18 protein-coding genes are annotated in these 21,966 nt (G+C 73.4%); 9 read left to right on the top strand and 9 right to left on the bottom strand.

From position 1 onward, the window contains the following. Window positions 1–22 precede the first annotated feature (22 nt). From GPA10_RS15470 to GPA10_RS15455, 4 genes are all read right to left on the bottom strand, one after another. Entirely contained in the window at window positions 23–1,393 is a 1,371-nt protein-coding gene (locus GPA10_RS15470; RefSeq protein ID WP_343040904.1) for a PAS domain-containing protein, read from the bottom strand. Window positions 1,394–1,859: 466 nt separating this feature from the next. Next, window positions 1,860–3,485: a transporter gene (locus GPA10_RS15465; RefSeq protein ID WP_343040902.1), complete on the bottom strand. Its 1,626-nt coding sequence runs from the start codon at window positions 3,483–3,485 to the stop codon at window positions 1,860–1,862. Further along, on the bottom strand, window positions 3,482–4,258 hold the full coding sequence (locus GPA10_RS15460; protein WP_058846208.1) for an ABC transporter ATP-binding protein: 777 nt from the start codon (window positions 4,256–4,258) through the stop codon (window positions 3,482–3,484). The genes GPA10_RS15465 and GPA10_RS15460 overlap by 4 nt, the downstream gene beginning before the upstream one ends. Window positions 4,259–4,397: 139 nt before the next feature. Beyond that, window positions 4,398–5,060 (bottom strand): bifunctional DNA primase/polymerase, encoded by a 663-nt coding sequence (locus tag GPA10_RS15455; protein WP_343040901.1) that lies wholly within the window; start codon window positions 5,058–5,060, stop codon window positions 4,398–4,400. Between the two features lie 387 nt (window positions 5,061–5,447). Here GPA10_RS15455 and GPA10_RS15450 point away from each other — a divergent pair, with 387 nt between their 5' ends. Further along, window positions 5,448–6,836 carry an NsdA family TPR-like regulatory protein gene (locus tag GPA10_RS15450; RefSeq protein ID WP_058846206.1) on the top strand — a complete coding sequence of 463 codons (1,389 nt, stop codon included), beginning with the start codon at window positions 5,448–5,450 and terminating at the stop codon, window positions 6,834–6,836. Window positions 6,837–7,129: 293 nt separating this feature from the next. Continuing rightward, window positions 7,130–9,094 carry a hypothetical protein gene (locus GPA10_RS42465; protein WP_343040900.1) on the top strand — a complete coding sequence of 655 codons (1,965 nt, stop codon included), beginning with the start codon at window positions 7,130–7,132 and terminating at the stop codon, window positions 9,092–9,094. An 8-nt stretch (window positions 9,095–9,102) separates the two neighbouring features. On the opposite strand, the gene GPA10_RS15440 is transcribed toward GPA10_RS42465, so the two are convergent. After that, window positions 9,103–10,452, bottom strand: coding sequence for an ABC transporter substrate-binding protein (locus GPA10_RS15440; RefSeq protein WP_157165971.1), 1,350 nt, complete (start codon window positions 10,450–10,452; stop codon window positions 9,103–9,105). A gap of 118 nt (window positions 10,453–10,570) precedes the next feature. Here GPA10_RS15440 and GPA10_RS15435 point away from each other — a divergent pair, with 118 nt between their 5' ends. Then, on the top strand, window positions 10,571–11,071 hold the full coding sequence (locus GPA10_RS15435) for an SCO4402 family protein (protein ID WP_079085979.1): 501 nt from the start codon (window positions 10,571–10,573) through the stop codon (window positions 11,069–11,071). 26 nt (window positions 11,072–11,097) lie between these two features. Further along, entirely contained in the window at window positions 11,098–11,991 is an 894-nt protein-coding gene (purU, locus tag GPA10_RS15430; RefSeq protein WP_058846204.1) for a formyltetrahydrofolate deformylase, read from the top strand. Window positions 11,992–12,180: 189 nt separating this feature from the next. Here purU and GPA10_RS15425 read toward each other — a convergent pair whose 3' ends face one another. Together GPA10_RS15425 and GPA10_RS15420 are read right to left on the bottom strand one after the other, a co-directional pair. Then, the gene (locus GPA10_RS15425; RefSeq protein ID WP_343040899.1) at window positions 12,181–13,533 is read right to left on the bottom strand and encodes a zf-HC2 domain-containing protein; all 1,353 of its coding nucleotides are present in this window, start codon (window positions 13,531–13,533) and stop codon (window positions 12,181–12,183) included. Then, on the bottom strand, window positions 13,530–14,117 hold the full coding sequence (locus GPA10_RS15420) for a sigma-70 family RNA polymerase sigma factor (RefSeq protein ID WP_157165970.1): 588 nt from the start codon (window positions 14,115–14,117) through the stop codon (window positions 13,530–13,532). Before GPA10_RS15420 ends, GPA10_RS15425 begins: the two co-directional genes overlap by 4 nt. Before the next feature lie 313 nt (window positions 14,118–14,430). On the opposite strand from GPA10_RS15420, the gene GPA10_RS15415 reads away from it, so the two are divergent. Together GPA10_RS15415 and GPA10_RS15410 are read left to right on the top strand one after the other, a co-directional pair. Further along, on the top strand, window positions 14,431–14,805 hold the full coding sequence (locus GPA10_RS15415) for an STAS domain-containing protein (protein ID WP_343040898.1): 375 nt from the start codon (window positions 14,431–14,433) through the stop codon (window positions 14,803–14,805). Window positions 14,806–15,147: 342 nt separating this feature from the next. Then, complete coding sequence (locus GPA10_RS15410; RefSeq protein ID WP_157165969.1) at window positions 15,148–15,645, top strand: EF-hand domain-containing protein; 498 nt, start codon at window positions 15,148–15,150, stop codon at window positions 15,643–15,645. A gap of 52 nt (window positions 15,646–15,697) precedes the next feature. Here GPA10_RS15410 and GPA10_RS15405 read toward each other — a convergent pair whose 3' ends face one another. Further along, on the bottom strand, window positions 15,698–17,251 hold the full coding sequence (locus tag GPA10_RS15405) for a class I adenylate-forming enzyme family protein (RefSeq protein WP_343040896.1): 1,554 nt from the start codon (window positions 17,249–17,251) through the stop codon (window positions 15,698–15,700). Between the two features lie 156 nt (window positions 17,252–17,407). Here GPA10_RS15405 and GPA10_RS15400 point away from each other — a divergent pair, with 156 nt between their 5' ends. The 3 genes from GPA10_RS15400 to GPA10_RS15390 all read left to right on the top strand — a co-directional run bounded on the left by GPA10_RS15400 (window position 17,408) and on the right by GPA10_RS15390 (window position 20,490). Further along, complete coding sequence (locus GPA10_RS15400; RefSeq protein WP_157165968.1) at window positions 17,408–18,550, top strand: acyl-CoA dehydrogenase family protein; 1,143 nt, start codon at window positions 17,408–17,410, stop codon at window positions 18,548–18,550. Between the two features lie 7 nt (window positions 18,551–18,557). Beyond that, on the top strand, window positions 18,558–19,475 hold the full coding sequence (locus GPA10_RS15395) for an acyl-CoA dehydrogenase family protein (protein WP_343040895.1): 918 nt from the start codon (window positions 18,558–18,560) through the stop codon (window positions 19,473–19,475). Between the two features lie 466 nt (window positions 19,476–19,941). Beyond that, window positions 19,942–20,490 (top strand): ATP-binding protein, encoded by a 549-nt coding sequence (locus tag GPA10_RS15390; RefSeq protein ID WP_343040894.1) that lies wholly within the window; start codon window positions 19,942–19,944, stop codon window positions 20,488–20,490. Between the two features lie 511 nt (window positions 20,491–21,001). On the opposite strand, the gene GPA10_RS15385 is transcribed toward GPA10_RS15390, so the two are convergent. Further along, entirely contained in the window at window positions 21,002–21,964 is a 963-nt protein-coding gene (locus tag GPA10_RS15385) for a cyclase family protein (protein WP_157165967.1), read from the bottom strand. Window positions 21,965–21,966 lie beyond the last annotated feature (2 nt).

Raw genomic sequence — 21,966 nt, 5'->3', positions numbered from 1 at the left:
CACGCGGCGCGAGCGCGGCGGCTCACTCCCTGCCGCGCCCCGCGAGGTCGAGGCAGCCCGCGACCCGCGCGGCGACGCTCTCCGCGTACACCGCGTCCGCCCGCTCGAACTGCGCCCGAGCGGATCCCCGAAGGAAGGTCACCACGCCCAGGGTCCGCCCCCGGCTGCGCAGCACCGCGCACAGGGCGTGCACCGTGGACTCCGGCCACTGCCGGGCCAGGGCCCACTCCCGGCCCCGCTCGGGAGCGGTCCCCGGCCCGGCGCTGGCCCGCACCGACCCCACCCGCTCCACGCACTGCGGCGCCGGATGCCCCTCCGGGTAGCGCACGGGCAGCTGCGACTTGCCACCGGGCACCCGCGGCCCCGGGGTCCCCGCCGGGGACGCGACCGTGCGCACGAGCCGCAGCTCGGGGTCCTCGCCGACGACCACGTCGATCAGGGCGTGGTCGGCGAACCCGGCCAGGGCGAAGTCGAGCTGGACGGTGGCCGCCTCCATCGGGTCCTCGCACTCGGCGGCGGCGCGGGCGGCGCGGTGCAGCTGCTGGGACCGGAAGCGGAGCTGTGCCGCCTCCTGCTCGGTGTGCTTGGCCTCCGTGACGTCGAGGAAGAGCCAGCCCACGCCGAGCGGCACCGGTTCCTCGGCCAGCGGCGAGCCGAGCCGCAGGAAGCCGCTGCGCCAGCACCGGCGCTCCGGCTCGCCGCTCTCACCGCGCACGGCCACCCACATCTCGGCCGGCGCGGGCGGCGCCCCCTCGGCGAGGACGTGCGTGAGGGCGCTCTCCAGCTCCTCGACGCCCTGGGAGAGCACCTCGCCGAGCGGGCGTCCGAGCAGCGCCGTGCGGCCCATGCGCAGGGCGCGGGCCGCGTGCTCGTTCACCACGGCGGGCCGCAGGTCGGCGTCGACGAGGACGACGCCCCACGAGGCGTTGTCGAAGAGGGCCTCGCTCAGCGCGATCGACCGCTCCAGGTCGATCTGGGCGTGCACCTCGCTGAAGGCGCAGTACACCCCGCTGGGCTTGCCGTCGCCGCCGCGCACGGAGGCGGACTGGGTGCGCACGAGGACCCGCCCGCCGTCCTTGGTGAGCAGGGCGAACTCGTCGACCCGCCGCCCCGGGGCGTGCATGGCGGAGAGCAGCCGCCCCTCGACCTCCGCCGCGTCGGCGGTGCGCACCGCCCAGCCCGCGAACCCGCGCCGCCCGACGGCCTCGTCGGCACTCCAGCCGAGGACGCGCTCGGCCTCGCGGTTCCAGTGCGTCACGACCCCGTCGGCGTCGAACGCGCACAGCGCCGCGTCCATCCCGTCGAGGAGCGCCGCGAGCAGCTCCGCCCCGCCGGACTCCGGCTCCTCGGGACCCAGTTCGTCGGTGGTTCCGCTCTGTCGGGAAGCACTCACCCGGTCCCCCCTGCACGCCGTGTACTGCACGTCTTCCTACCGCGCGTAGTCCTACCGCACGTCAGATCATTCAACTTGAACGTGACCCAGCACACAGTAAGTTCCCGGAAGTTGAGGCAAATCGTTGCCGGACCAGCATCCCCGAAAAACAGTTGAACGGCCGCCGCGGCCTTCCTAGGGTGAGTGTTACTTCAGAGAGGAGGTGGTTCGGCAGATGTATGGAAACCGGACGGAAGAGGTGACTGCGGGCTAGCGGCCCGCCACCACACTCAGTGCGGTGCCGGACCAGCGCGTGTGACAGGCGCGCAGCCGGCCCTAATCTCAGGCAGTCACCCGACCCGCGAGCCGCCGGTACGTCCGGCCGGCTTCCCCCGCCGCACGGCGGAGGAACCACGGCTCGCGGGTCGCTGCGCGCTCAGCCCGCGCACCTCGCGGGCAGCTCGCACACGCCTCGCGCACGCCTCGCTCAGCCCTTGCTCACCGCGGCGAGGATCTCCGGCAGCCGCCGCGCCACCCGCGGTGCCGCGATCCGCAGCCCCGCACCGGTGACCGCGACGCCGTACAGCGTCCCCACGGGCAGCAGCAGCCACGTCCAGGAGCCGTGGCCCGCGGTGTGCAGCCAGATCGTGAGAGCGAGGACCGGGGCGCACAGGACGGCGGCGGCGAGCATGCCGCCGAAGATGGAGATCCAGGCGAGGCCCGCCTGGCCGGGGGCGACGTTCTTGTGGCCCTGCTGCGGGATCGAGTACGGATAGCGGGCCGACGACCAGGCGCCGGTGGCCAGCATGGCGCCCAGGAGCGCGAAGGACAGACCGAGGGTCTCCGGGAGCGCGTGCCACTCGCCGAGCAGGGCCGTGGTCAGGACGGTGACGAGTGCCGCGTACGGCAGGGTGATCACGAGCAGGGCGAGCGCGCGGGCGCGCAGTTCCTCGTACGCGTCCCGGGTGGAGGCGACCGTCATGGCGACCATCCAGAACGCCGACGTGTCCTGCCCGAACTGGTTGTACATCTGGATGCCGAGCATTCCCGCGGCGAAGCACGCGAAGTACACGGAACCGGTGTCCTGGAGGGCGTTGAACACCGGCACGATCAAGCCGATGGCGAGGGACGTCACCCAGGCCGCCTTGGTCTTCGGGTCGCGCCACACGTAGCGCAGCGTGCGCTCCATGACGGGTCCGGTGCGGCCGGCGGGCAGCCGGGCGAAGAGGCCGCCGCCGCGTTGCCTGCGGTCCGGTTCCGCCGCCGCGAGCGTCGAGCCGTCGGGCGAGGTCATGAGCCGGGTCAGGCTGCGCTGCCAGAGGTGCAGGAGCAGCAGCAGGGCGGCGAAGGACAGGATGAGCTGGGCCGCCGCGGTGGCGTAGCGGGCCTCGCCCGTCGCGTGCACCGCCGACAGCGCGGACGACGGCGGGATCCAGCCGAGGACGTCCGCGGCCGGTTCCAGCTCGCCGAGACCTTCCGCCGACGAACCGATGCGCTGCGCGCCGAAGTTCACCAGCTGCGCCCCGACGGCGATGACGAGTCCGCTGAGCACGGCGAGGTCCCGGCCCCTGCGGCTGGTGAGCAGGCGGACGTTGGCGGTGGCGACGGCCCGCGCGAGCGCCACGCACAGGAGCAGCGTCAGCGGTACGGCCACGGCGCCCACCGCGACCGCCGCCCCGCCCCGTGCCACCGCGATCACCGCGCCGAGAGCCAGGCAGAGCGTGAAGAGCGGCCCGATGCCCACGAGGGAGGCGACGAGGAGGGCGCGGACGAGGGGGCGCGGCCGCAGCGGCAGCATCACCAGGCGGGTCGGGTCGAGCGTCTCGTCGCCGCTGGGGAAGAACAGCGGCATGACGGCCCAGCCGAGCGCGAGCACCGCGACGAGGATGACCGTCACCGTCGCGGCGTGCTCGTCGCCGCGCAGCAGGATCAGGCCGAGCAGTTGGAGCGCGGCGAACAGCAGCGCGACGACGGCGGACGCCACGTAGGCGGCGCGGCGGCCGGAGGACTGGCGCAGGCCGTTGCGCAGGAGGGACAGTTTCAGACGTACGAAGACGGGGGTCAGGGACGGTGCCGCGGCGGGGGCGGCGGGCGCTGCTGCCGGGGCCGTCACCGGGTGCTCCCGCCGCCGAGCCAGTCCAGGTCCGTGGCCGCGTCGCGCCCGTGCGCGCCGACGAGTTCGAGGAAGGCCTCCTGGAGCGTGGCGGCGTCGCCGCGGACCTCGGCGAGGGGGCCCTGCGCGCGGATGCGGCCCGCCGCGATGACGGCGACCCAGTCGCACAGGGACTCCACCAGTTCCATGACGTGGCTGGAGAAGACGACGGTCGCGCCGGAGCCGGTGTAGCGCTCGAGGACGCCGCGGATCGTCTGGGCGGAGACCGGGTCGACGCCCTCGAAGGGCTCGTCGAGGAACAGCACTTCGGGGTTGTGCAGGAGCGCTGCCGCGAGGCCGATCTTCTTGCGCATGCCGGTGGAGTAGTCGACGACCAGTTTGTGCTGGGCGCCCGCGAGGTCGAGGACGTCCAGGAGCTGGGTGGCGCGCTTGTCGACCTCCGTGCCGGGCAGGCCCCGCAGCCTGCCCGTGTACGCGAGGAGTTCCCGGCCCGAGAGCCGGTCGAACAGGCGCAGGCCCTCCGGGAGCACGCCGATGCGGGCCTTGACCTCGGCGGGGTCCTTCCAGACGTCGTGGCCGACGACTTCGACGGTGCCCTGGTCGGGGCGGAGCAGGCCGGTGACCATGGAGAGGGTGGTGGTCTTGCCCGCTCCGTTGGGGCCCACCAGGCCGATGAACTTGCCCGCGGGGAGGGTGAGGTCGACGCCCGCCACGGCGAGTTGCTGGCCGAAGGCCTTCCACAGGTTGTGTACGTGTACTGCTGGCTCGGTCACCGGTGCCCCTTTTTGTTGCCGTAGGCCGTCCGTGAACCCTACGTGGGGCTCCGTGACCGGGGGCTTCGACGGCGGCCCAGTTGCCCACAGCGCGGGCGGGTGCTCCGCGGGAGGAAGAGGGCAGGGTGGGTGGGAGAAACTACTTGCGGCGGGACTCCCTGCCGCAGGCGTACGACAGGGGGGAGATGATTTCCTCGGCGTCGGGCAGCCAGCGGTTGGCGGCGGTGGGCCGGCAGGCCCACTGGACGGCGCCGGACGCGCCGAAACGGGTCGGGGGCGCGGCGACGTAGCTGCCTTCACCGAGGGTGACGAGGTCGAGCGCGGCGGGCGGCCAGCCCAACTTCCGCAGGAGATCGGGAACCTTCGCCGCGGCACCGGGAAGCACGAAGAAGTGCATGCGCCGGTCCGGTGTGCACGTCACCGGTCCGAGGGTGAGCTCCATGCGCTCCATGCGGGCGAGAGCGAGGAACCCGGCGGTCTCGGGAACGTCGATCGCGTCGAACGTACGGCCGGTGGGAAGCAGGATGGAGGCGTTCGGCTGCTTCGCCCACATCCGCCGGGCGACCGTCGCACTGCCGGTGGCCTGCGTCGCCCAGTCGTCGCGCGCCGGGTGTGCGCCGGGCGCGGGGCAGGCGGCCTCACCGCACGAGCAGCGCCACGTTCCCTCGACGGATTCGAGCCAGGCGCCGGGGAAGACATCCCAGTGCCGCTCCTCCGCGTACCGTACGGCCGTGTCGGGCAGGGCCTCTCCGCGCTGCTTCGGGATCTGGGCGGCTGACGTGACTCCGATGGTCTCTTCCACGAACGTCTCAACTGCGCGCGTGAGCAGGGGTTACGGGCTGTCATGTGCGCGGGGGAGGAGCATCGTTCCCCCCGCGGGGCGCATGGGTGCACAGGTGGGGGCGCGCATGGGCAAGGGGCGTCCGGTGCGGGTAGCCAGGTCAGGGGCAGTCGGAGTTCACCCGTCTTCACCCAGCTCGCTGACATGCGCTGCGTTCTGCCGCAAGAGTCCAACAAACATGGTAACTCGACAGGTTGCTGCGTATCTGTGGTGATTGTGGTGCATCTTCCAGTTGTTCCCAGGGCATTGATCATCTGGGCGATGCGGGCAATCCGGCCCGGACCGTTCCTCGTTCCACACGACATCCGAAGTTCCAGATGGTCCACGGTGCACATCAGGGGGTACGCCATGGCCGCCAGGCCTCTCGTCGCGCGGCAGCCCAACGAACGGCTGCAGGCGCTCATTCAGGAAGCCGGCTGTTCCAACGCCGGCCTGGCCCGTCGCGTGAACATGTGCGGCGCGGAGCACGGTCTCGATCTTCGCTACGACAAGACGTCGGTCGCTCGCTGGCTGCGCGGCCAGCAGCCGCGCGGGCGTGCGCCGGGCATCATCGCCGAGGCGCTCGGCCGCAAACTGGGACGCACGGTCACGATCGACGAGATCGGCATGGCGAACGGCAAGAACCTCGCCTCCGGCGTGGGACTGCAGTTCTCGCCCACCGTTCTCGGCGCCATCGAGCAGGTCTGCGAGCTGTGGCGCAGCGACGTGGGCCGGCGGGACTTCCTGTCCGGCTCGTCCGTCGCCGCGTCCGCCCTGGTGGAGCCGAGCAGGGACTGGCTGATCTCCTCGCCGGACGCGCAGGTCGGCCGGACGGCCGGGCCGCGTGTCGGGCTCTCGGACGTCGCCGCCGTCAAGGCGATGACGGAGGCCCTCACCCAGCTCGACCACCAGTACGGCAGCGGGCATGTGCGCCCCGTCGTCGTGCACTACCTGAACTCGGTGGTCTCCGGGCTGCTCGCGGGCTCGTACCGGGAGTCGGTGGGCCGTGAACTGTTCGCCGCCGTGGCCCGGTTGACGGAACTCGCCGGGTACATGGCCGTGGACACGGGCCAGCCCGGCCTCGCCCAGCGCTACTACATCCAGGCGCTGCGCCTGGCCCAGGCGGCGGGCGACCGGGCGTACGGCGGCTATGTCCTCGCGGCGTCGATGAGCCATCTCGCCGCGCAGTTGGGCAACCCCCGCGAGATCTCGCAGCTCGCACGGGCGGCGCAGGAAGGGGCGCGGGGGCGCGTCACCCCGCGCGCCGAGTCCATGTTCTACGCCGCGGAGGCGCGGGGCCACGCGCTGCTCGGCGACGCCCGGTCCACGCAGGCCGTCGCGGGCCGCGCGGTCGAGGCGATGGAACGGGCCACGGGTGAGGAGGACTCCGGCGACGACCCGGTGTGGATCCGCCACTTCGACCAGGCGTATCTGGCCGACGAACTGGCCCACTGCCACCGCGACCTGGGCCAGGCGGACGCCGCCGCACGGCGCGCGGAGGAGTCCCTGGCCGGGCATCCGCCGACGCGGGCGCGCCGTCGCGCCATCGGTCTCGTCCTGCTCGCCACCGCCCAGGTCCAGCGGCGCGAGGTCGAACAGGCCTGCCACACCGGCATGAAGGCCGTCGAACTCCTCGGCACCCTGCGCTCCAACCGCGGCGCCGAGTACCTGGACGACTTCCAGCAGCGGCTCGAACCGTTCCGGGAGGAGCCGGTGGTACGGGAGTTCGGGGCCAGGCTCGACCTCCAGGCGGCGTGACGGCCGCCACGGCACCAGGGGTGGGGGGGGGGGGGGGGGGGGGGGGGGTGCGGCCCCCCCCCCCCCCCCACCACCCCTGGTGCCGTGGCCTTTCGGACCCCGTCCGGCGCCTGCCCCTCGTACCCCGTCAACCCTCGACCCCCTCAACAGCGTCTCCCCTTGGACTTCTGTTACTCGTGTGCCGTCTGTGACAGGGGTGGCGTGCGGCGGGCTCTGAGCTGCGTGGCAGAGCGCCGCGGGGACCCGGTAGCGTGAGCCGACGTTCCGAAGGTCCCCCATTCGTAGGAGTCCCGGTGACGCAGCAGAGCGGGCAAGGCGCTGCTTCCTCCGAACCGCAGCAGCCCTCGGCGCGACACGCGCACGAGGGCATCGTGCTGCCCGCGGACGGCAGTGCGCCCCTGATGCCGGGCACCACCGGCGACCACGCCGCCCCGCCCGTGGGCAGCCCCTGGGGCGACCCGTGGGGCCCCGCCCCCTCGACCCCGGCGCCGCCTCCGGCACCGGGAGCGGGCGAGGCCTGGGGCGCCCCCTACCAGGAGTCCGCCGCTCCCTCCGCCCAGCCGGGGGCCGGAATGCCGCTGCCGCCCGAGGGCACGCAGCCGCCGTCGACGGGGGCACCGCTGCCGCCTGAGGGGTACGCCCCGACGCCGGGGCAGATACCCGGCCAGGGGCAGATACCCGTGGCGGGCGGCACCTACCAGCCGCAGCCGCAGGCACAGCCGCCGCAGGCGCAGCCCCCGCAGGCGCAGCAGATGCATCAGCAGTATCAGAATCATCAGCCGCATCAGCCGCATCAGCCGCAGGCCTACGAGCAGCCGCACGCCCAGCAGGAGCACCAGCCGTACCAGCAGCACCAGCACGCTCAGCAGCAGCACCAGCACGCTCAGCAGCAACCGTACGAGCAGCCCTACCAGCCCCAGCCGGGGCCCCACGCCCAGGCCCCGAGCCGACCGCTGCCGCCGGTCAACCCCAGTCAGCCGCTGCCGCCCGTCGACCAGGGCGCCCCGCGCGGCGGCCACCTCCCGTCGGCGGGACAGTACGACGCCGCGTACGGCAGCCCCGGCCCCGCGCACGCGGGCCCCGCGCACGCCGCGTACCCGGGCGGGCAGCCCGATCCCGGCTATCCCGGCGGGGCCGGCACCGGCGGCGGCCGACACGCCGCGTCAGGACCGATGCCCACCGGGCCCGACGCCGAAGCCACCCAGTTCATCGCGCCGATCCCCGCCGAGGTGCCGGGCGCGCTGCCGCCCGAGCGGCCCGCCGACGGTGCCACGCAGTTCCTCGGCCGCGCCGGTGACGTGCTCCCGGGAGCGGCGCCCGGCGTGCCGGACGACAACGCGCCCACTCAGTTCATCGCGCCCATCACGGACAGCGGCGCCCCCTCGGGCCCTGCCGCCGCGTCCCCCGCCGCCGCGTACGGTGTGCGCCCCGGGGCGCCCGGCGACCGGCAGCCGCCCGCCGAGTTCGACAGCCTGTTCCGCAGGGAGCCGGAGCCCGAGGGGCCCGCGTCCACGCAGCAGATGCCCCGCATCCAGGCGCCGGGGCCCGGCCCCGTGCCCGAGCCGGCGCCGATGGGCGGCGTGCCGGAGCCCGACGCCGGGCGGAACCGGCGCGGGCGCGGCGGCTCCAAGATGCCGTTGCTCGCGGCCGTCGGCGTGGGCATCGCCGTACTCGGTGTGGGCGCGGGCGCGCTGCTCAGCGGCGGCGGAGGCGGGAGCGACGGCGAGGAGGCCAAGGACGACAGCCAGCCGCTCGCCTCGTCCGCCTCGCCCGAGAGCAAGAAGCCCACACCGACCGCGGACCCGGCCAAGAAGCAGGCCGTCGCCCTGGACAAGCTGCTCGCGGACAGCAACAACAGCCGCGAGAGCGTGATCGGCGCCGTGCGCGACGTGGGCAAGTGCACGAACCTCAAGCAGGCGGCCACCGACCTGCGGGCCGCGGCCAGGCAGCGCAACGGCCTCGTCGGCCGCCTGTCCGGCCTGACCGTCGACGAGCTGCCCGCGAACACCCGCCTGACCGCGGCGCTCAACAAGGCGTGGAAGGCCTCCGCCTCGGCCGACAACCACTACGCCGCGTGGGCCGACCAGGTCGCCCGCAAGAAGGGCTGCCGCAAGGGCCACGCCCGCCAGACCGGCCACTCGGCCGCGGGCAACCGCGCGAGCGGCGAGGCCACCCAGGCCAAGCAGCAGGCCGCGACCCTGTGGAACGCGATCGCCCAGAAGCACGGCCTGACGAAGCGGGACAAGGCACAGCTGTAGCGGGCCTCTCAGCGGGCCGATTCCAGCGTCTTCTCCACGTCGACGAACGCCTTGCGGGCGAGGACGAGGCGGCCGTCCCGCACCACCTGGAAGGTGACGCCCGCGTTCACCAGACGCGGGTAGTCGCCCGCCGCGAGCATGTCGTCGAAGCGCCAGCTCAGCATCGGCGTGAGCCCGCCCGTGTCGATCCGCAGGCCCTGGTCGAGGGTGCGCCGCAGGGAGCGGGCGGTGACGGCGTCGCCGTTCAGCGACTCGACGGCCTGCTTCAGGACGGTGAACGCGATCCAGGTCGTCTGCACGCCCGCGTCCGCCGCGTCGACCCGGTTGTCCCCGAACGCCTGCGCGCGGATGACCTCGCGCATCTTGGACCAGCGCCGGTCGCCGCCGTCGGGGTACCAGCCGGTGACGTACGCGCCTTCGTACGGGCCTTCCGCGCCGCCCGTGCGGTCGATCAGGGACTGGTCGACGCTGCCGAGCACGGAGGCGGTGCGCACCGGCGGATAGTTGTCCTCGGTGCGCCGGAACGAGTCGAAGAACGTGTCCGTGCGGGTGCCGAGCGCGGCCGCGACGCACCCCCTGCTCTGCCCGGAGCGCTTGCCGCCGGAGACGGAGGCCGCGGTGATGCCGTCGCCGGTGCCCCGCGACGCGCGGTCGAGCGCCTGCTCGGCCTGCGCCGTGTAGTCCGTACCGTCCTCGGGGGCCCGGATGTCCGCGGACGCGCCGCGGTGGTCCTGGGCGAGGCCGGAGTCGAGGAGCTTGGAGAGGCTGTCGCCCGCGATGGTGTCGGGCCGCACCAGGGAGACCCGCTCGCAGACCCCGGCGAGCTGCCGTCCGTTGCCCGCGAGCAGCGCGGGCTGCCCGCCGTTGACGGGGTACGACAGCGGGCTGGAGAACTCCTCGTCGGTCAGGCCGTAGCCGCCGATGTACGGGATGCCCGCCGACTCCAGGGGGCCCATGAAGGCGCGGCCGTGCTGGCTGTAGGAGCCGACGACGGCGGCCACGTCCTGTTTGACGGCCTCGCGGGCGCAGTTGCCCGCGCTGACCGGGTCGTTGCGCTCGTTGCAGGTGACGACTTCGAGTTTGCGGCCGTCGAGGCCGCCGTTGGCGTTGATCCAGCGGGCGTAGGCCTCGGCCATCGCGGGCATACCGGGCTTGTTGGTCGCCCGGGTGTGGTCCGGCGCCCAGGTCATGACCCTGACGGGGTCATCCTCGGCACCCCCCGTGGTACCGGGGATGACCCCGCAGCCGACGGCCAGGGACGCACACGCCGTCACGGCCGCCGCGCCCACCAGCGCTTTTCGCGCTCGGCGCGCGGACTCGACGGGACGGGGAGGGAAGACGCGTCGCAAGGCGGTCATGGACACGCACGATTCCGGCAGCGGGCCAACCGCGGAGTGACGCGTACGCAACGAATGGTGACGGACGCGTGAACTGGTGGGGTCATAGACGCGTGGAGGATGTGGGAACGTACGATCGATGACCGTGCAAGGAACGGAGAAGTCTTCCCGTCGTGGCCGTCGGTCGACGACCATAGGCGGCATGCCAACGAACGACATGCCGTGGTGGCGCTGGCGCAGCAATGTGCGCTCCGCGCTGCACATGCTCTCGGACCCGGTCTTCCAGCGGGAGTGCTGGCTCGCCGGGCGCGAGGAGTACGGGGATGTGACCGACGCCGTGTACCGCCTGGTCGAGGACACGTGGCTGGACAACTGGTCGGCGGAGAAGTACGTGGGGACGATCTTCCGCGACCAGCAGGAGGCAGCACTCGTCGACGCCGCCGTGCTGCGGGTGCTGCGGATCATGCACGAGGTCGGCCCGGACGCGGCGGTGTCCGTGTACCTGGACCACCCGGGCTGGACGGAGGCGGTGCACGCGGCGCGGGAGGCGCACGTGCGGCTCGCCTCCGGGGACGGCGACGACCCGGACGGGGCGCCCCGCACCCTGGAGGTCCTGCGGATCCTCACCCGGTCGGGCTGACCGCGGGGATATGGGACCCTGGGCGGATGAACGAGCAGTCCGCCGTCGCCAGTGCCCCGCGCGCCGACCGCGCCGAGCAGTACGTCCTCACGCTGTCCTGCCCCGACAAACAGGGCATCGTGCACGCCGTGTCGAGCTACCTCTTCATGACCGGCTGCAACATCGAGGACAGTCAGCAGTTCGGCGACCACGACACCGGGCTCTTCTTCATGCGGGTGCACTTCTCGGCCGGGGCGCCCGTCACGCTCGACAAGCTGCGGGCGAGCTTCGCCGCGATCGGTGACTCCTTCCAGATGGACTGGCAGCTCCACCGGGCCGACGACCGGATGCGCGTCGTGCTCCTGGTGTCGAAGTTCGGGCACTGCCTGAACGACCTGCTGTTCCGCTCGCGCATCGGGGCGCTGCCGGTGGAGATCGCGGCGGTCGTCTCCAACCACACCGACTTCGCCGAGCTGGCCGCCTCGTACGACGTGCCCTTCCACCACATTCCGGTCACCCGGGACACCAAGTCCGAGGCCGAGGCGCGGCTCCTGGAGATCGTGCGCGAGGAGAACGTCGAGCTGGTCGTCCTCGCCCGGTACATGCAGGTGCTCTCCGACGACCTGTGCAAGCAGCTCAGCGGGCGGATCATCAACATCCACCACTCGTTCCTGCCCAGCTTCAAGGGGGCGCGGCCCTATCACCAGGCGCATGCCCGGGGTGTGAAGCTGATCGGTGCGACGGCGCACTATGTGACCGCCGATCTCGACGAGGGGCCGATCATCGAGCAGGAGGTCGAGCGGGTGGGGCACGGGGTCACTCCCGATCAGCTTGTCGCCGTCGGGCGGGATGTCGAGTGCCAGGCGCTGGCGCGGGCCGTTAAGTGGCATGCGGAGCGGCGCATCCTCCTGAACGGTCACCGAACCGTCGTCTTCGCCTGACCCCCGGCCTGGCCCGCCACGCGTCCGCCTCTCGCGTCCTGGCCCGCCCCGTCGGCGTCCGCCCCTCGCGTCCTGGCCCGCCCGCTTCGCGGTCGGAATCTCTCCCACCCGCCCGCCCGTTTCTCCCCGGCTGCCCGGTGAACGCCCCCTGTGGGGCGCACCCGCCGTCGGCGTCCGCGCCTCGCGCAGCTACAGGCGGCTCAGTGAAGCTGCCGCGAACAGGACGTCGCGGATGGCCTCGCGGTCGCCCATCTGGCCGGCGGCCGCCTCCTCGGGGGCGACGTGCCCCGCCGCGAGGCGGCAGAACTCGACCCCGTCGAGCGCGATGTGCGCGACCTCGCACTCGGCGGACCCGCTGGCCCCGGGCGAGTCCAGCGGAATGAACCATTCCCCGCCGCCGACCCCCTCCACCTCAAGACGCAGGCTGCGCCCCGGCGCCCCCGCGGCCACCAGCTCCCGCGACGGCGCCGCCCGCCCGGCCCGCCGCCGCTCGGCCAGCGTCACCGGCAGCATCCGCGCCGCCAGGTCGATCATGTGGTGCAAGTGCCGCGGCGAGGGCGGTTCGTAGGGGTAGTCCACCGCCTCCGCGATGTCCTCCGCATGGATCCAGCACTCGAAGGCCCGCTCCACCATGGAGTCCCGCAGCGGCACCGTGAAGGTCCGGCACCCCTCCGCGCCCCGGGCACCCGCCACGCCGTACTCCACGCCGAGCCGCCCCGAGCCGCCGCCCGCGAACGACACCGTCCTGATCAGTTCGTGCGTCTGGTCCCGCCAGGGCTCGCGCACCGCCCGCGTGGGCGGGAAGCGCGACGCGCCCCAGAACGTCTCCGTGCGCCGCGTGGGATCCGGCACCGGCGGCGCGTCGACCCCCAGCGGATCGGTGAGGCCGAGCGCCGCGCCCACCAGGCCGTCCACGGCGAGCAGATGGGCGATCACCCCGGCGACCGTCGTCTTGCGGTTCACCGGCACGTCGTCCTCGAACCACCGCAGGCGGACCGGGGCGTGCCACTCGGCGTCCCCGATGTCTCGCAGCAGCGCGTCGAGCCGCGCCGTCTCGGCGTCGTACGGAGCGGCCCACTCCGGCAGCGGGATGCGCGGCGGGCGGCGGCCGAGGCAGCTCTCCAGGACGCGGGTGCGCAGCCCCGGGTCCAGGTCGAGGCTCTCCTCGGGGTGCAGCAGGCCGACCGCGTCCCGCAGCCGCAGCGCCTCCTCCGCGCACGGCCCGCACGTGCCCAGATGCTCCTCGACGGCCGTCGCCTCCGGTGCCGAACAGGCGGACAGCGCCCAAGCGCCGAGTAATGACTTCAGCACGTGGTGGTCCAAGCCGTCGCCGCGGCTGCCGCCGTCACCGTTGTCACGCGCGTCCTGTACGTGATGCGGCGGGGCGCCGGGCACCTGCGGCAGCGGCAGGCCGCCGTCCTCCACCGGTGACCGCGGTGCCGGTATCCGCGGCGTCCGGTGGTCGCCCTGCCGGTCGCCGTCGCGGGGGCCTCGGCCCGGTTCCTCGCCGTCGTGGGGGTCCGGCTGGTCGGGCCTGTTCACAGTGCTCTCCCGTAGCCCGTGGTCCCGGTCGGTCCTTCGGTGTGGGCGGGGATGTCGTGGGCGGTGGCGAGCAGCTGGAGGCCCAGGCGGAGCCTGCGGCGGGCCTCGTCCTCCGTGACGCCGAGGTCGGCGGCTGTCTGGCGGTAGTCGCGGCGCTGGAAGTAGGCCAGCTCCAGGGCGGCGCGCAGCGGGGCGGGCATGGCCGTGACGATGTAGTCGGCGCGGGCGGCGGCCGAGGCGCGGTGCACCTTGCGCTCCAGGTCCTCCGGGGTGCCCTCGCCGTCGGCGAGGGCCGCCGACTCCGTGTGCCGCAGGCGGCGCACGGCCTGCTGGTGGGCGAGCATGGCGATCCACGAGCGCAGCGGGCCCTGCTTGGGGTCGTACGCCTCGGGGTTCTCCCAGATGTGCGTGAACACCTCGCGCGTGATGCGGTCGGCCGCCGCCACGTCGCCGAGCACACGGTGCGCGAGGCCGTGCACCAGCGAGGCGAAGTGGTCGTACAGCTCGCCCAGCGCGGCTGCTTCGCCGTGCGCCAGGCGCTGCTGCATGCGGCGGTCCCAGCGGCGTGGCGCGTCCTTCGGCATGCGGCCCCCTCTGCGCTCGCCGTCGTCACCGGCCCGTTGCTTCGGTTGCTTCGGTTGCTTCGAATGTAGTCGGCGGCACTGACAGCGCACCGCCCTTTCCCCTCGCTTTCATGTTCTTTGCGGCAAAGCGGGGCCGTGCGCGGCCACGGATGATATTGAACGCCGCCCGTCGTCCCGGGTGCCCGGATCCGGGCGCGCAAAGCCCGCTTTCGGGACGGATGGGGCCCTGGTGTTTCATGGAACCGCTGTGGGGCAGCCGCGAGGAGAAGAAACGAAGGAGCTGCTTCCGGATCGGTGGACGAGGGGCTGGCGCGTGTCGTTGAAGGTGGCCGTGGGTGAGCAGGGCGACTGGGTCGTGCTGCGGGTGTCGGGGGAGATGGACCTCCTGGCGTCACCTGTGCTGCGCCAGCGCGTGCACGACGCCGTGGCCGACGGCCGCCGCAGCCTGGTGCTCGACCTGTCCGACGTGTTCTTCTGCGACTCCAGCGGCGTCGGCGTACTGATCACCACGCGCCGTCTGATGCGGTCCTGTCGCGGCCGGCTGCGGCTGATCCTGCCCGCGCAGGGCGCGGTCGACGGCTCGCACGTCAACCGGGTGCTCGCCGCGCTCGGTGTGCGGCGGCTGTTCGAGGTCTATCCGGACGCGGCGTCGGCGGTCGACGACGGCGCCGAACCGCTGACGGCGTAGCGCTCCGCCCATGGAGGGAAGGCCGAGCGGAGGGCCGGGCGGAGCGCGGGCGGACGCCAAGCGGAACCCTGTGTCCCGGTCAAGATCGGATTCCTGATACAACCGTCCCGGACGGCCCTCGTCGTCGCTGCGCCCGCAAGGTCGCACAGAGGTCGCACGGATGTCCGTGACACACCTTTGTCGCGGATTTCCCGCGGTCTTGGCACAGGCGTTGCTTTTCCGCCTCCTGGCGGCCGACGGCGTCGTACGCTCCTGGACAGATACCTGTAGGACGGCTCACGCGGCGGCGGTCGCGGCGGCCGGACCCCCCAACCGCATGAGAAGTGAGGCGGCCCGAAGACCATGGACAGTGCCGAGTACGAACGCAGGATCGCGGCCCGTTTCGCCACCTTCGACCAGGACGGCAACGGCTACATCTCCCGTGAGGACTTCAGCACGGCGGCCAAGGTGCTGCTCGCGGAGTTCGGGGTGACCGCACGGTCCGAGAAGGGCCAGTCCCTGTACATCGGGGCCGAGGCGTTCTGGCAGGGCATGGCGGGAATCGCCGACCGGGACGGCGACCAGCGCATCACCCGGGACGAGTTCGTGGGCGGAGCCGTGAAGCGGCTGCGCGACAACCCCGCGCGGTTCGCGGAGATCGCCCGGCCGTTCCTGCACGCGGTGATCGCCCTGGCGGACGGCGACGGCGACGCCTCCGTGACCCCCGCGGAGGTCCAGCGCGCCCTGCGGGCCCTGGGCGTGGAGTCCGACCTCGCCGAGCAGTCCGCCGCCGCGCTCGGCCCGGTGACGGAGGACCAGGTGGTCACGGCCTTCGCGGAGTACTTCACCGTCCCCGAGTAGCGGGTCCGCTCGCCCGGAGTGGCGGGACCGCTCGCACGGAGCAGCGGACCGCTCACCCGGAGAACTGCTCCCGCAACTTGTACTTGAGAACCTTCCGCAAGGCCTCGTTGCGGGGCAGCGCGCCCACCACCTCCACCTGCTCCGGCACCTTGTACACCGCGAGGCCCCGCGCCCGCAGGAACGCCGACGCCTCCGGGAGCGTCAACTCGGGGACTCCGGGAGCGCCTTCGACGACCGCGCAGACGCGTTCCCCGCGCTCGGGGTCGGGCAGCCCGACCACCGCCACGTCGGCGACCGCCGGGTGGGTGTGCAGCAGGTCCTCGATCTCCTTGGCGGAGACGTTCTCGCCCTTGCGGATGATGGTGTCCTTGGCCCGGCCGGTGAGCACGAGGTGCCCGGACTCCCGTACGTGTCCGAGGTCGCCGGTGACGAGGAACCCGTCCGCGTCGAACGCCGCGCGCGTGGCGGCCTCGTCCAGATAGCCCCGGCAGACCGCCTCGCCGCGCAGCCGCACCTCGCCGTCCGTGCCCGGGGGCAGCACCCCGCCGTCGGCGCCGGTGATCCGGATCTCCATGCCGGCGGGCGGGCGGCCCTCCGTGGTGGCGAGGTTCTCAGGGGTGTCGTCGGGGTCGCCCATCGTGATCATCGGTACTTCGGTCATGCCGTAGCCGTGGGCGAGGCGACAGCCCAGCTCGCGGACCACGGCGTGGTGGATCTCGGGCGGCTTGGGCGCCCCGCCGCCCGCGAGCAGCCGGAGCGTGGGGAGCAGCCTGCGCCCCGGCTGCTTGCGCTGCTCGGTGAGGAACATCGAGTAGAACGCCGTCGAGCCGCCCGCGACCGTCACTCCGTGCCGCCGGTATCCGGCCAGCGCGTCGGGCAGCGCGAAGTGCTCGAACATGACGGCGGGGAAGCCGCACAGGAGCAGCATCACCGTGTAGTCGGGGCCCGCGACATGTGCGAAGGGGAAGGCCATCGAGCCCACGTCGTCCGGGGTGAGGCGCAGCGCGTGCGCCAGGCAGGAGCCGCCCGCGAGCAGGGAGCGGTCGGTGTGCAGCACGCCCTTGGGGTCCGACGTGGTGCCGGACGTCCAGTAGATCCAGCGCACCGCCCGCCCGTCGGAGGGCGGCGCGGGCAGCAGCCCCGGGTCGCCTTCGGGCAGGTCGTCGTACGCGGTGAACACGCCGCGCGCCCCGAGCCGCCGCGCCATCTCCGTGTGGTCGAAGCCGCGCCACACGCCCGGTACGGCGAAGAACTCGGCCTCGGTCTCCCGGAGCGCGAAGCCGACTTCGCGGTCCCGGTGGAAGGGGATCAGGGGGGACTGGACGGCGCCGATCCTGGCGAGGGCGAAGGACAGGACGGCCGTCTCGACGCGCGTGGGGAGTTGCCACGCGACGACCGTGCCGGGACGCACTCCCATGCCGTACAGGCCCGCAGCGACCCGCTCGCAGCGGTCCCGCAGCCCGCCGAACGTCAGCGTCCGGTCGGCGGCGGGGTCGGCGGTGGCCTGGATCAGGGCGGGGGCGTCCGGGGTGAGGGCGGCGCGGCGCTCGATGAGTTCCCAGAGCGTGGCACAGGCGCTCAGGGCGTGGGCGGTGTCGTCGTGCACGGCGTCCCCCTCGGCGGCTCCGCGAACGGGTTCTGACGTTCCGTCAGTTAGGTGCAGAGCGTAGGGCGCGACTCCTTGCCGGTCCAGAGGGGCGGGGTTAGCCTTCGAGCTGACGTACCGTCAGAAACGTAGTGCCGGAGACGGGGGCCCTGCCTCATGGACCTGACGTACACACCCGAGGAGGAGGCCTTCAGGGCCGGGCTGCGGGACTGGCTCGCCCGGGTGCTGCCCGAACTGCCCGACCGGCCGGCGCCCGACGACTGGCCGGGGCGGCGGGCGTACGACACCGGGTGGCAGCGGACGCTGTACGACGCCGGGTACGGCGAGGTGCACTGGGACGCGTCCCCGACCCTCCGGCTGATCTTCCTGGAGGAGACGGAGAAGGCAGGAGCCCCTTACGTGGGCGCCAACTTCGTCGGTCTGCTGCACGCGGGCCCCACCATCGCCGCCGAGGGCACCCCCGAGCAGCGCGCACGCTGGCTGCCGCCCGTGCTGCGCGGCGACGAGGTGTGGTGCCAGGGCTTCAGCGAACCGGACGCCGGGTCCGACCTCGCGTCCTTGCGCACGCGCGCGTGCCGGGACGGCGACTGCTACGTGGTGAGCGGTGCCAAGATCTGGACCTCGCACGCCGAGGTCGCCGACTGGTGCGAGCTGCTCGTGCGCACGACACCGGTGAGTGCCGACGTGCCCAAGCACCGCGGCATCACCTGGCTCGCCCTGCCGATGGACGCCGCGGGCGTCACCGTGCGGCCGCTGCGCACCCTCGCGGGCACCACGGAGTTCGCCGAGGTGTTCCTGGACGAGGTGCGGGTGCCCGTCGCCAACAGGGTGGGCGCGCAGGACGACGGGTGGCGCGTGTCCATGGTGACGCTGTCGTTCGAGCGCGGCACCGCCTTCGTCGGGGAGGTCGTGGCCTGCCGGCGGCTGCTCGGTGAACTCGCCGCGCGGGCGCGCGCCAACGGGAGCTGGGACGACGCGGTGCTGCGCCGCCGCATCGGGCGGCTGAGCGCGGAGTTCACCGCCCTGTGGCGGCTGACCCAGTGGAACGTCTCCGGGGCCCGGCGCACCGGCGGCGTGCCCGGCTCCGGCGGCTCCGTCTTCAAGCTGCGCTACTCGCACGCCCGCCAGGAGCTGTACGAGGCGGCGGCCGACGTGCTCGGCCCCGACGCCCTGGACCTGGATCGCCCCTGGGTCCTGGAGCGGCTGTCGGCGCTGTCGTACACCATCGCCGCGGGCACCTCGCAGATCCAGCGCAACATCGTCGCCGAGCGCGTCCTCGGCCTGCCGAAGGGGCGGTGAGCCACGCGTGGACTTCCGGCCGAGCGAGGACCAACAGGCGTTGCGGCACGGCATCAGGGAGGTCCTGGAGGCCCGGTTCGGGCCGGAGGCGCTGCGTGCCGCGGTCGAAGCCCCCGCCCTGGACCGGGAGCTGTGGCGGGCCCTCGGCGACGCCGGGTTCTTCGCCCTGTGCCTGCCCGAGGACGCGGGCGGCGTCGGCCTCGGCCTGCCCGAGGCCGTGCTCGCCTTCGAGGAGGCGGGCCGGGTGCTGCTCCCGGGGCCCGCCGTCGCCACCTTCCTCGCCGCCGGTGAAATCGAGGGCGCCGCGGCGGGCGAGACCGTCGTCACCGCCGCCGAGGGGGCGCTCGTGCCCTGGCTTGCGGGGGCCGACGTGGTGCGAGGCGACACCGGCGGCGCCGTCGCCGTGCGGTCCGTGGATCCCCTGACGCCGCTGCACCGCGTACCGGAGGCACCGGACACCGGGACGCGGCGCCCGGCCCCCCTGGGCTCCGGTGCGCAGGGCCCGGACACCCTGGGCCCCGGTGCGACCGCCTCTCTCCTGCGCGCCGCCGAACAGCTCGGCTCCGCCACGCGTACGTGTGAGACAGCCGTGCGATACGCCCGCACCCGGGAGCAGTTCGGCGGGCCCGTCGGCCGCTTCCAGGCCGTGCAGCACCTGTGCGCCGACATGCTGGTCCGGGCGGAACTGGCCCGGGTCGCCGTGTACGCCGCCGCCGTCACCGGGGACCGCCTGGAGGCCGCGGGGGCCCGGCTGCTCGCCGACGACGCCGCCGTGCGCAACGCCCGCGACTGCCTTCAGGTGCACGGCGGCATGGGCTTCACCTGGGAGTCGGACGTCCATCTGCACCTCAAGCGGGCCTGGGTACGGGCCGGGCTCGGCGCCGGTGCCCGGCGCGCGGAGGAAGACCTTGCCGCGGCTCTCTGAAGGGCGCCCGGACCGAGGGGCGACAGGACGTCGCCGATTGCGCCCCGTGAGCACCACATGATCGACTTGTGTGCCGGTGAAAAGCCGGTAAGGCTACTGAGCGTCGATATCGGGTTGTGTCCTACGCGCGACTCGTCACGACGCGGAGTCGGTGCCCGGCTCCGGTACCTTGTGTGAGATGCGAGTGGTCCTGAGGCCGAGCCGTGCCGGTGTTGCCCCCGAGGCGGCTCCGTGCCTGGTGACGCGCGTTTCTCGCCGCGCAGGACGAGGCCGAGCGCCCGCCTGTTCGACCACCCGCAGTGTGCGTCGCACAGTATGCCGCACGCGTACTCCTTCGCGCTGGAATATGCCCGAAGCGCTTGTTGGGGTGACTGAACGTCAACCATGCTGTCTCCCAAGGGGATCACGGTCGGTGATCCCCTGGAGCCACGAGGCGATGTGTCCGCCGGTTCGGATGGTGTGAGCGGTGCAGGTGCTTCATGTTCAGCTGGAAGTCGGGCCGGATCCCGCGGAGGTGGGCCGGGCGCGCAGATGGGCCCGTTCCCGGCTTGCCGGGTCGGGTATAGCTGCCGACGAGCCGGTGGCCGAGACGCTGATCCTGCTGATCTCGGAACTCGTCACCAACGCCGTGGTGCACACGGGCTGTCCGGCGGTCCTGCGCATGCTGCTCCCCGGACCGCCCGCCGACGAGCCCGGCACCGACGAGCCCGGTACCGACGAGCCCGGCACCGTCCGGGTGGAGGTCGCCGACCGCAGCGCCCGCCCGCCCCGGCCCCGGCACGCGGACGGCGACGACACCAACGGCCGCGGCCTGGAACTCGTCGACGGCCTCGCCGACCGCTGGGGCTGGCGGCACGAGGGCGGCGGCAAGAGCATCTGGTGCGAGGTCGACCGCTGCGACGCGTCCACCCCCGCCGACACGTTCGCCGGCACCACCCACCAGGACTTCACCGGCGCCCCCCGCCAGAAGTTCGCGGGCACGAACCACCAGGACGTCGCGTACGAAGCCGTGTGAAGCGGTGCGGACCCCCGGTTTCCTCTGCGGAGCCGTGCGAAACCCCGGCTTCCCGTACGGGGCCGCGCGAGCCCCCGGCTTCCCCCGCGGAGCAGTGTGGACCCCCGGCCGCTCCCACGCCCTCCTGTGTCCCCGCGCCCCACGACGCGCGCCCCGCGCCCCCGAGCCGCCCGCCGTGCCGTCGTATGCGCCGTCCCGTGCCTCGATGCGCGGCCGTGCGCGGGCGCGGGTAAATCCGGCAAACCCCGTAAATCCTCGACTCGGTGTTGACGTACCGTGACCAATTGATCACGCTGGTCGCAGCGATCCGTCGCGAGGGGACGCCGAGGGGCGCTGGTGCCTGTGGCCCGGCCCTCGGCGAGGTGCGGTTCGTGATTCGGCGTGGTGCTCCTCCAGGGCGGCAAGGGGGGCGGGGCCCGTGCGCCGGAGCCGGATGGCGGCGCGCCGTACAGCGCTCGGGGCGGGCGCGGACGCGCCGCCACCCGACCCTCCCGGTGGGCCGGTGCCGGGGTCACAGAATCGCGACCGGCGCCACCGGAGAGCCCGTCGCCCCCAGGAAGGGCTCGGGCGTCGCCGACAGCAGGAAGGCGTACCGACCCGTCTCTCCACAGGCTGTGGACAAGTCCTCCAGATTCCAGTTCTGGCCCTGCGGCATGCCCATCTCGACCAGGTCGAGGGCGTGCACCGGCAGCCACAGGTTCTCGATCTCCGGCGGGCAGATCTCGAAGGTGAGCGTGTCGTTGGCGACGGCCGCCACGTCCCGCGCGTGGAACCACTCCGGCGTCCGCACCGACAGACCCGGCGACGGATACGCGTAGGCCGCCCTGTCGCCCGCCAGATACACCTGGAGCTGGCCCGTCCGTACGAGGACGATGTCGCCCGCGCCGACCGTGACGCGCCCGAACTCCTCGGCCACGTCCAGGTCTTCGGGCGTCACCGCGTGGCCGGTGGCCAGCCGCGGCAGGCCCTTGGCGGCGGCGACGTCGAGCAGGACGCCGCGCGAGACGACATGGGTGGCCGTGGCGATGGAGCTGAAGCGGGCACCCCCGTGCGCGGTGATCGTGTCGGCGGGGCGGCCGTTGTAGAGCAGGCCCGAGTGCGAGGCGTGCGGCAGGGCGTCCCAGTGAGTGGCCGCCTGTAGGCCCATCGTCACGGTGTCGTCGCTGGTGGCGACGGAGTCCGGGCCGAAGAGTCGTCGGTTGATCTGCACCATCGTGTGCAGCGGATTGACCCGGCCCGGGATCGCGCCGGACTGGACGCCGTCCTGGCGCAGCGGCAGCGCGAGCGGTACCCGCAGCCCCGTCCGCACCGTCGCGGCGGCCGCGCGCACCACCGCGTCGGTGATCAGGTTCAGGGTGCCGATCTCGTCGTCGGCGCCCCAGCGCCCCCAGTTGTTCACGCGCGCGGCGAGATCGGGGTACGGCGGCGGCAAGGACGGCGCGGCGGGCGGGTCCGGCGGGCTCGGCGCTGACATGG

The sequence above is a fragment of the Streptomyces typhae genome (genome assembly GCF_009755605.1).
Lineage (GTDB): Bacteria > Actinomycetota > Actinomycetes > Streptomycetales > Streptomycetaceae > Streptomyces > Streptomyces typhae.
The sequence above is the reverse complement of the archived record's forward strand: the minus strand, read 5'-3'. Positions and strand labels throughout refer to the sequence as shown.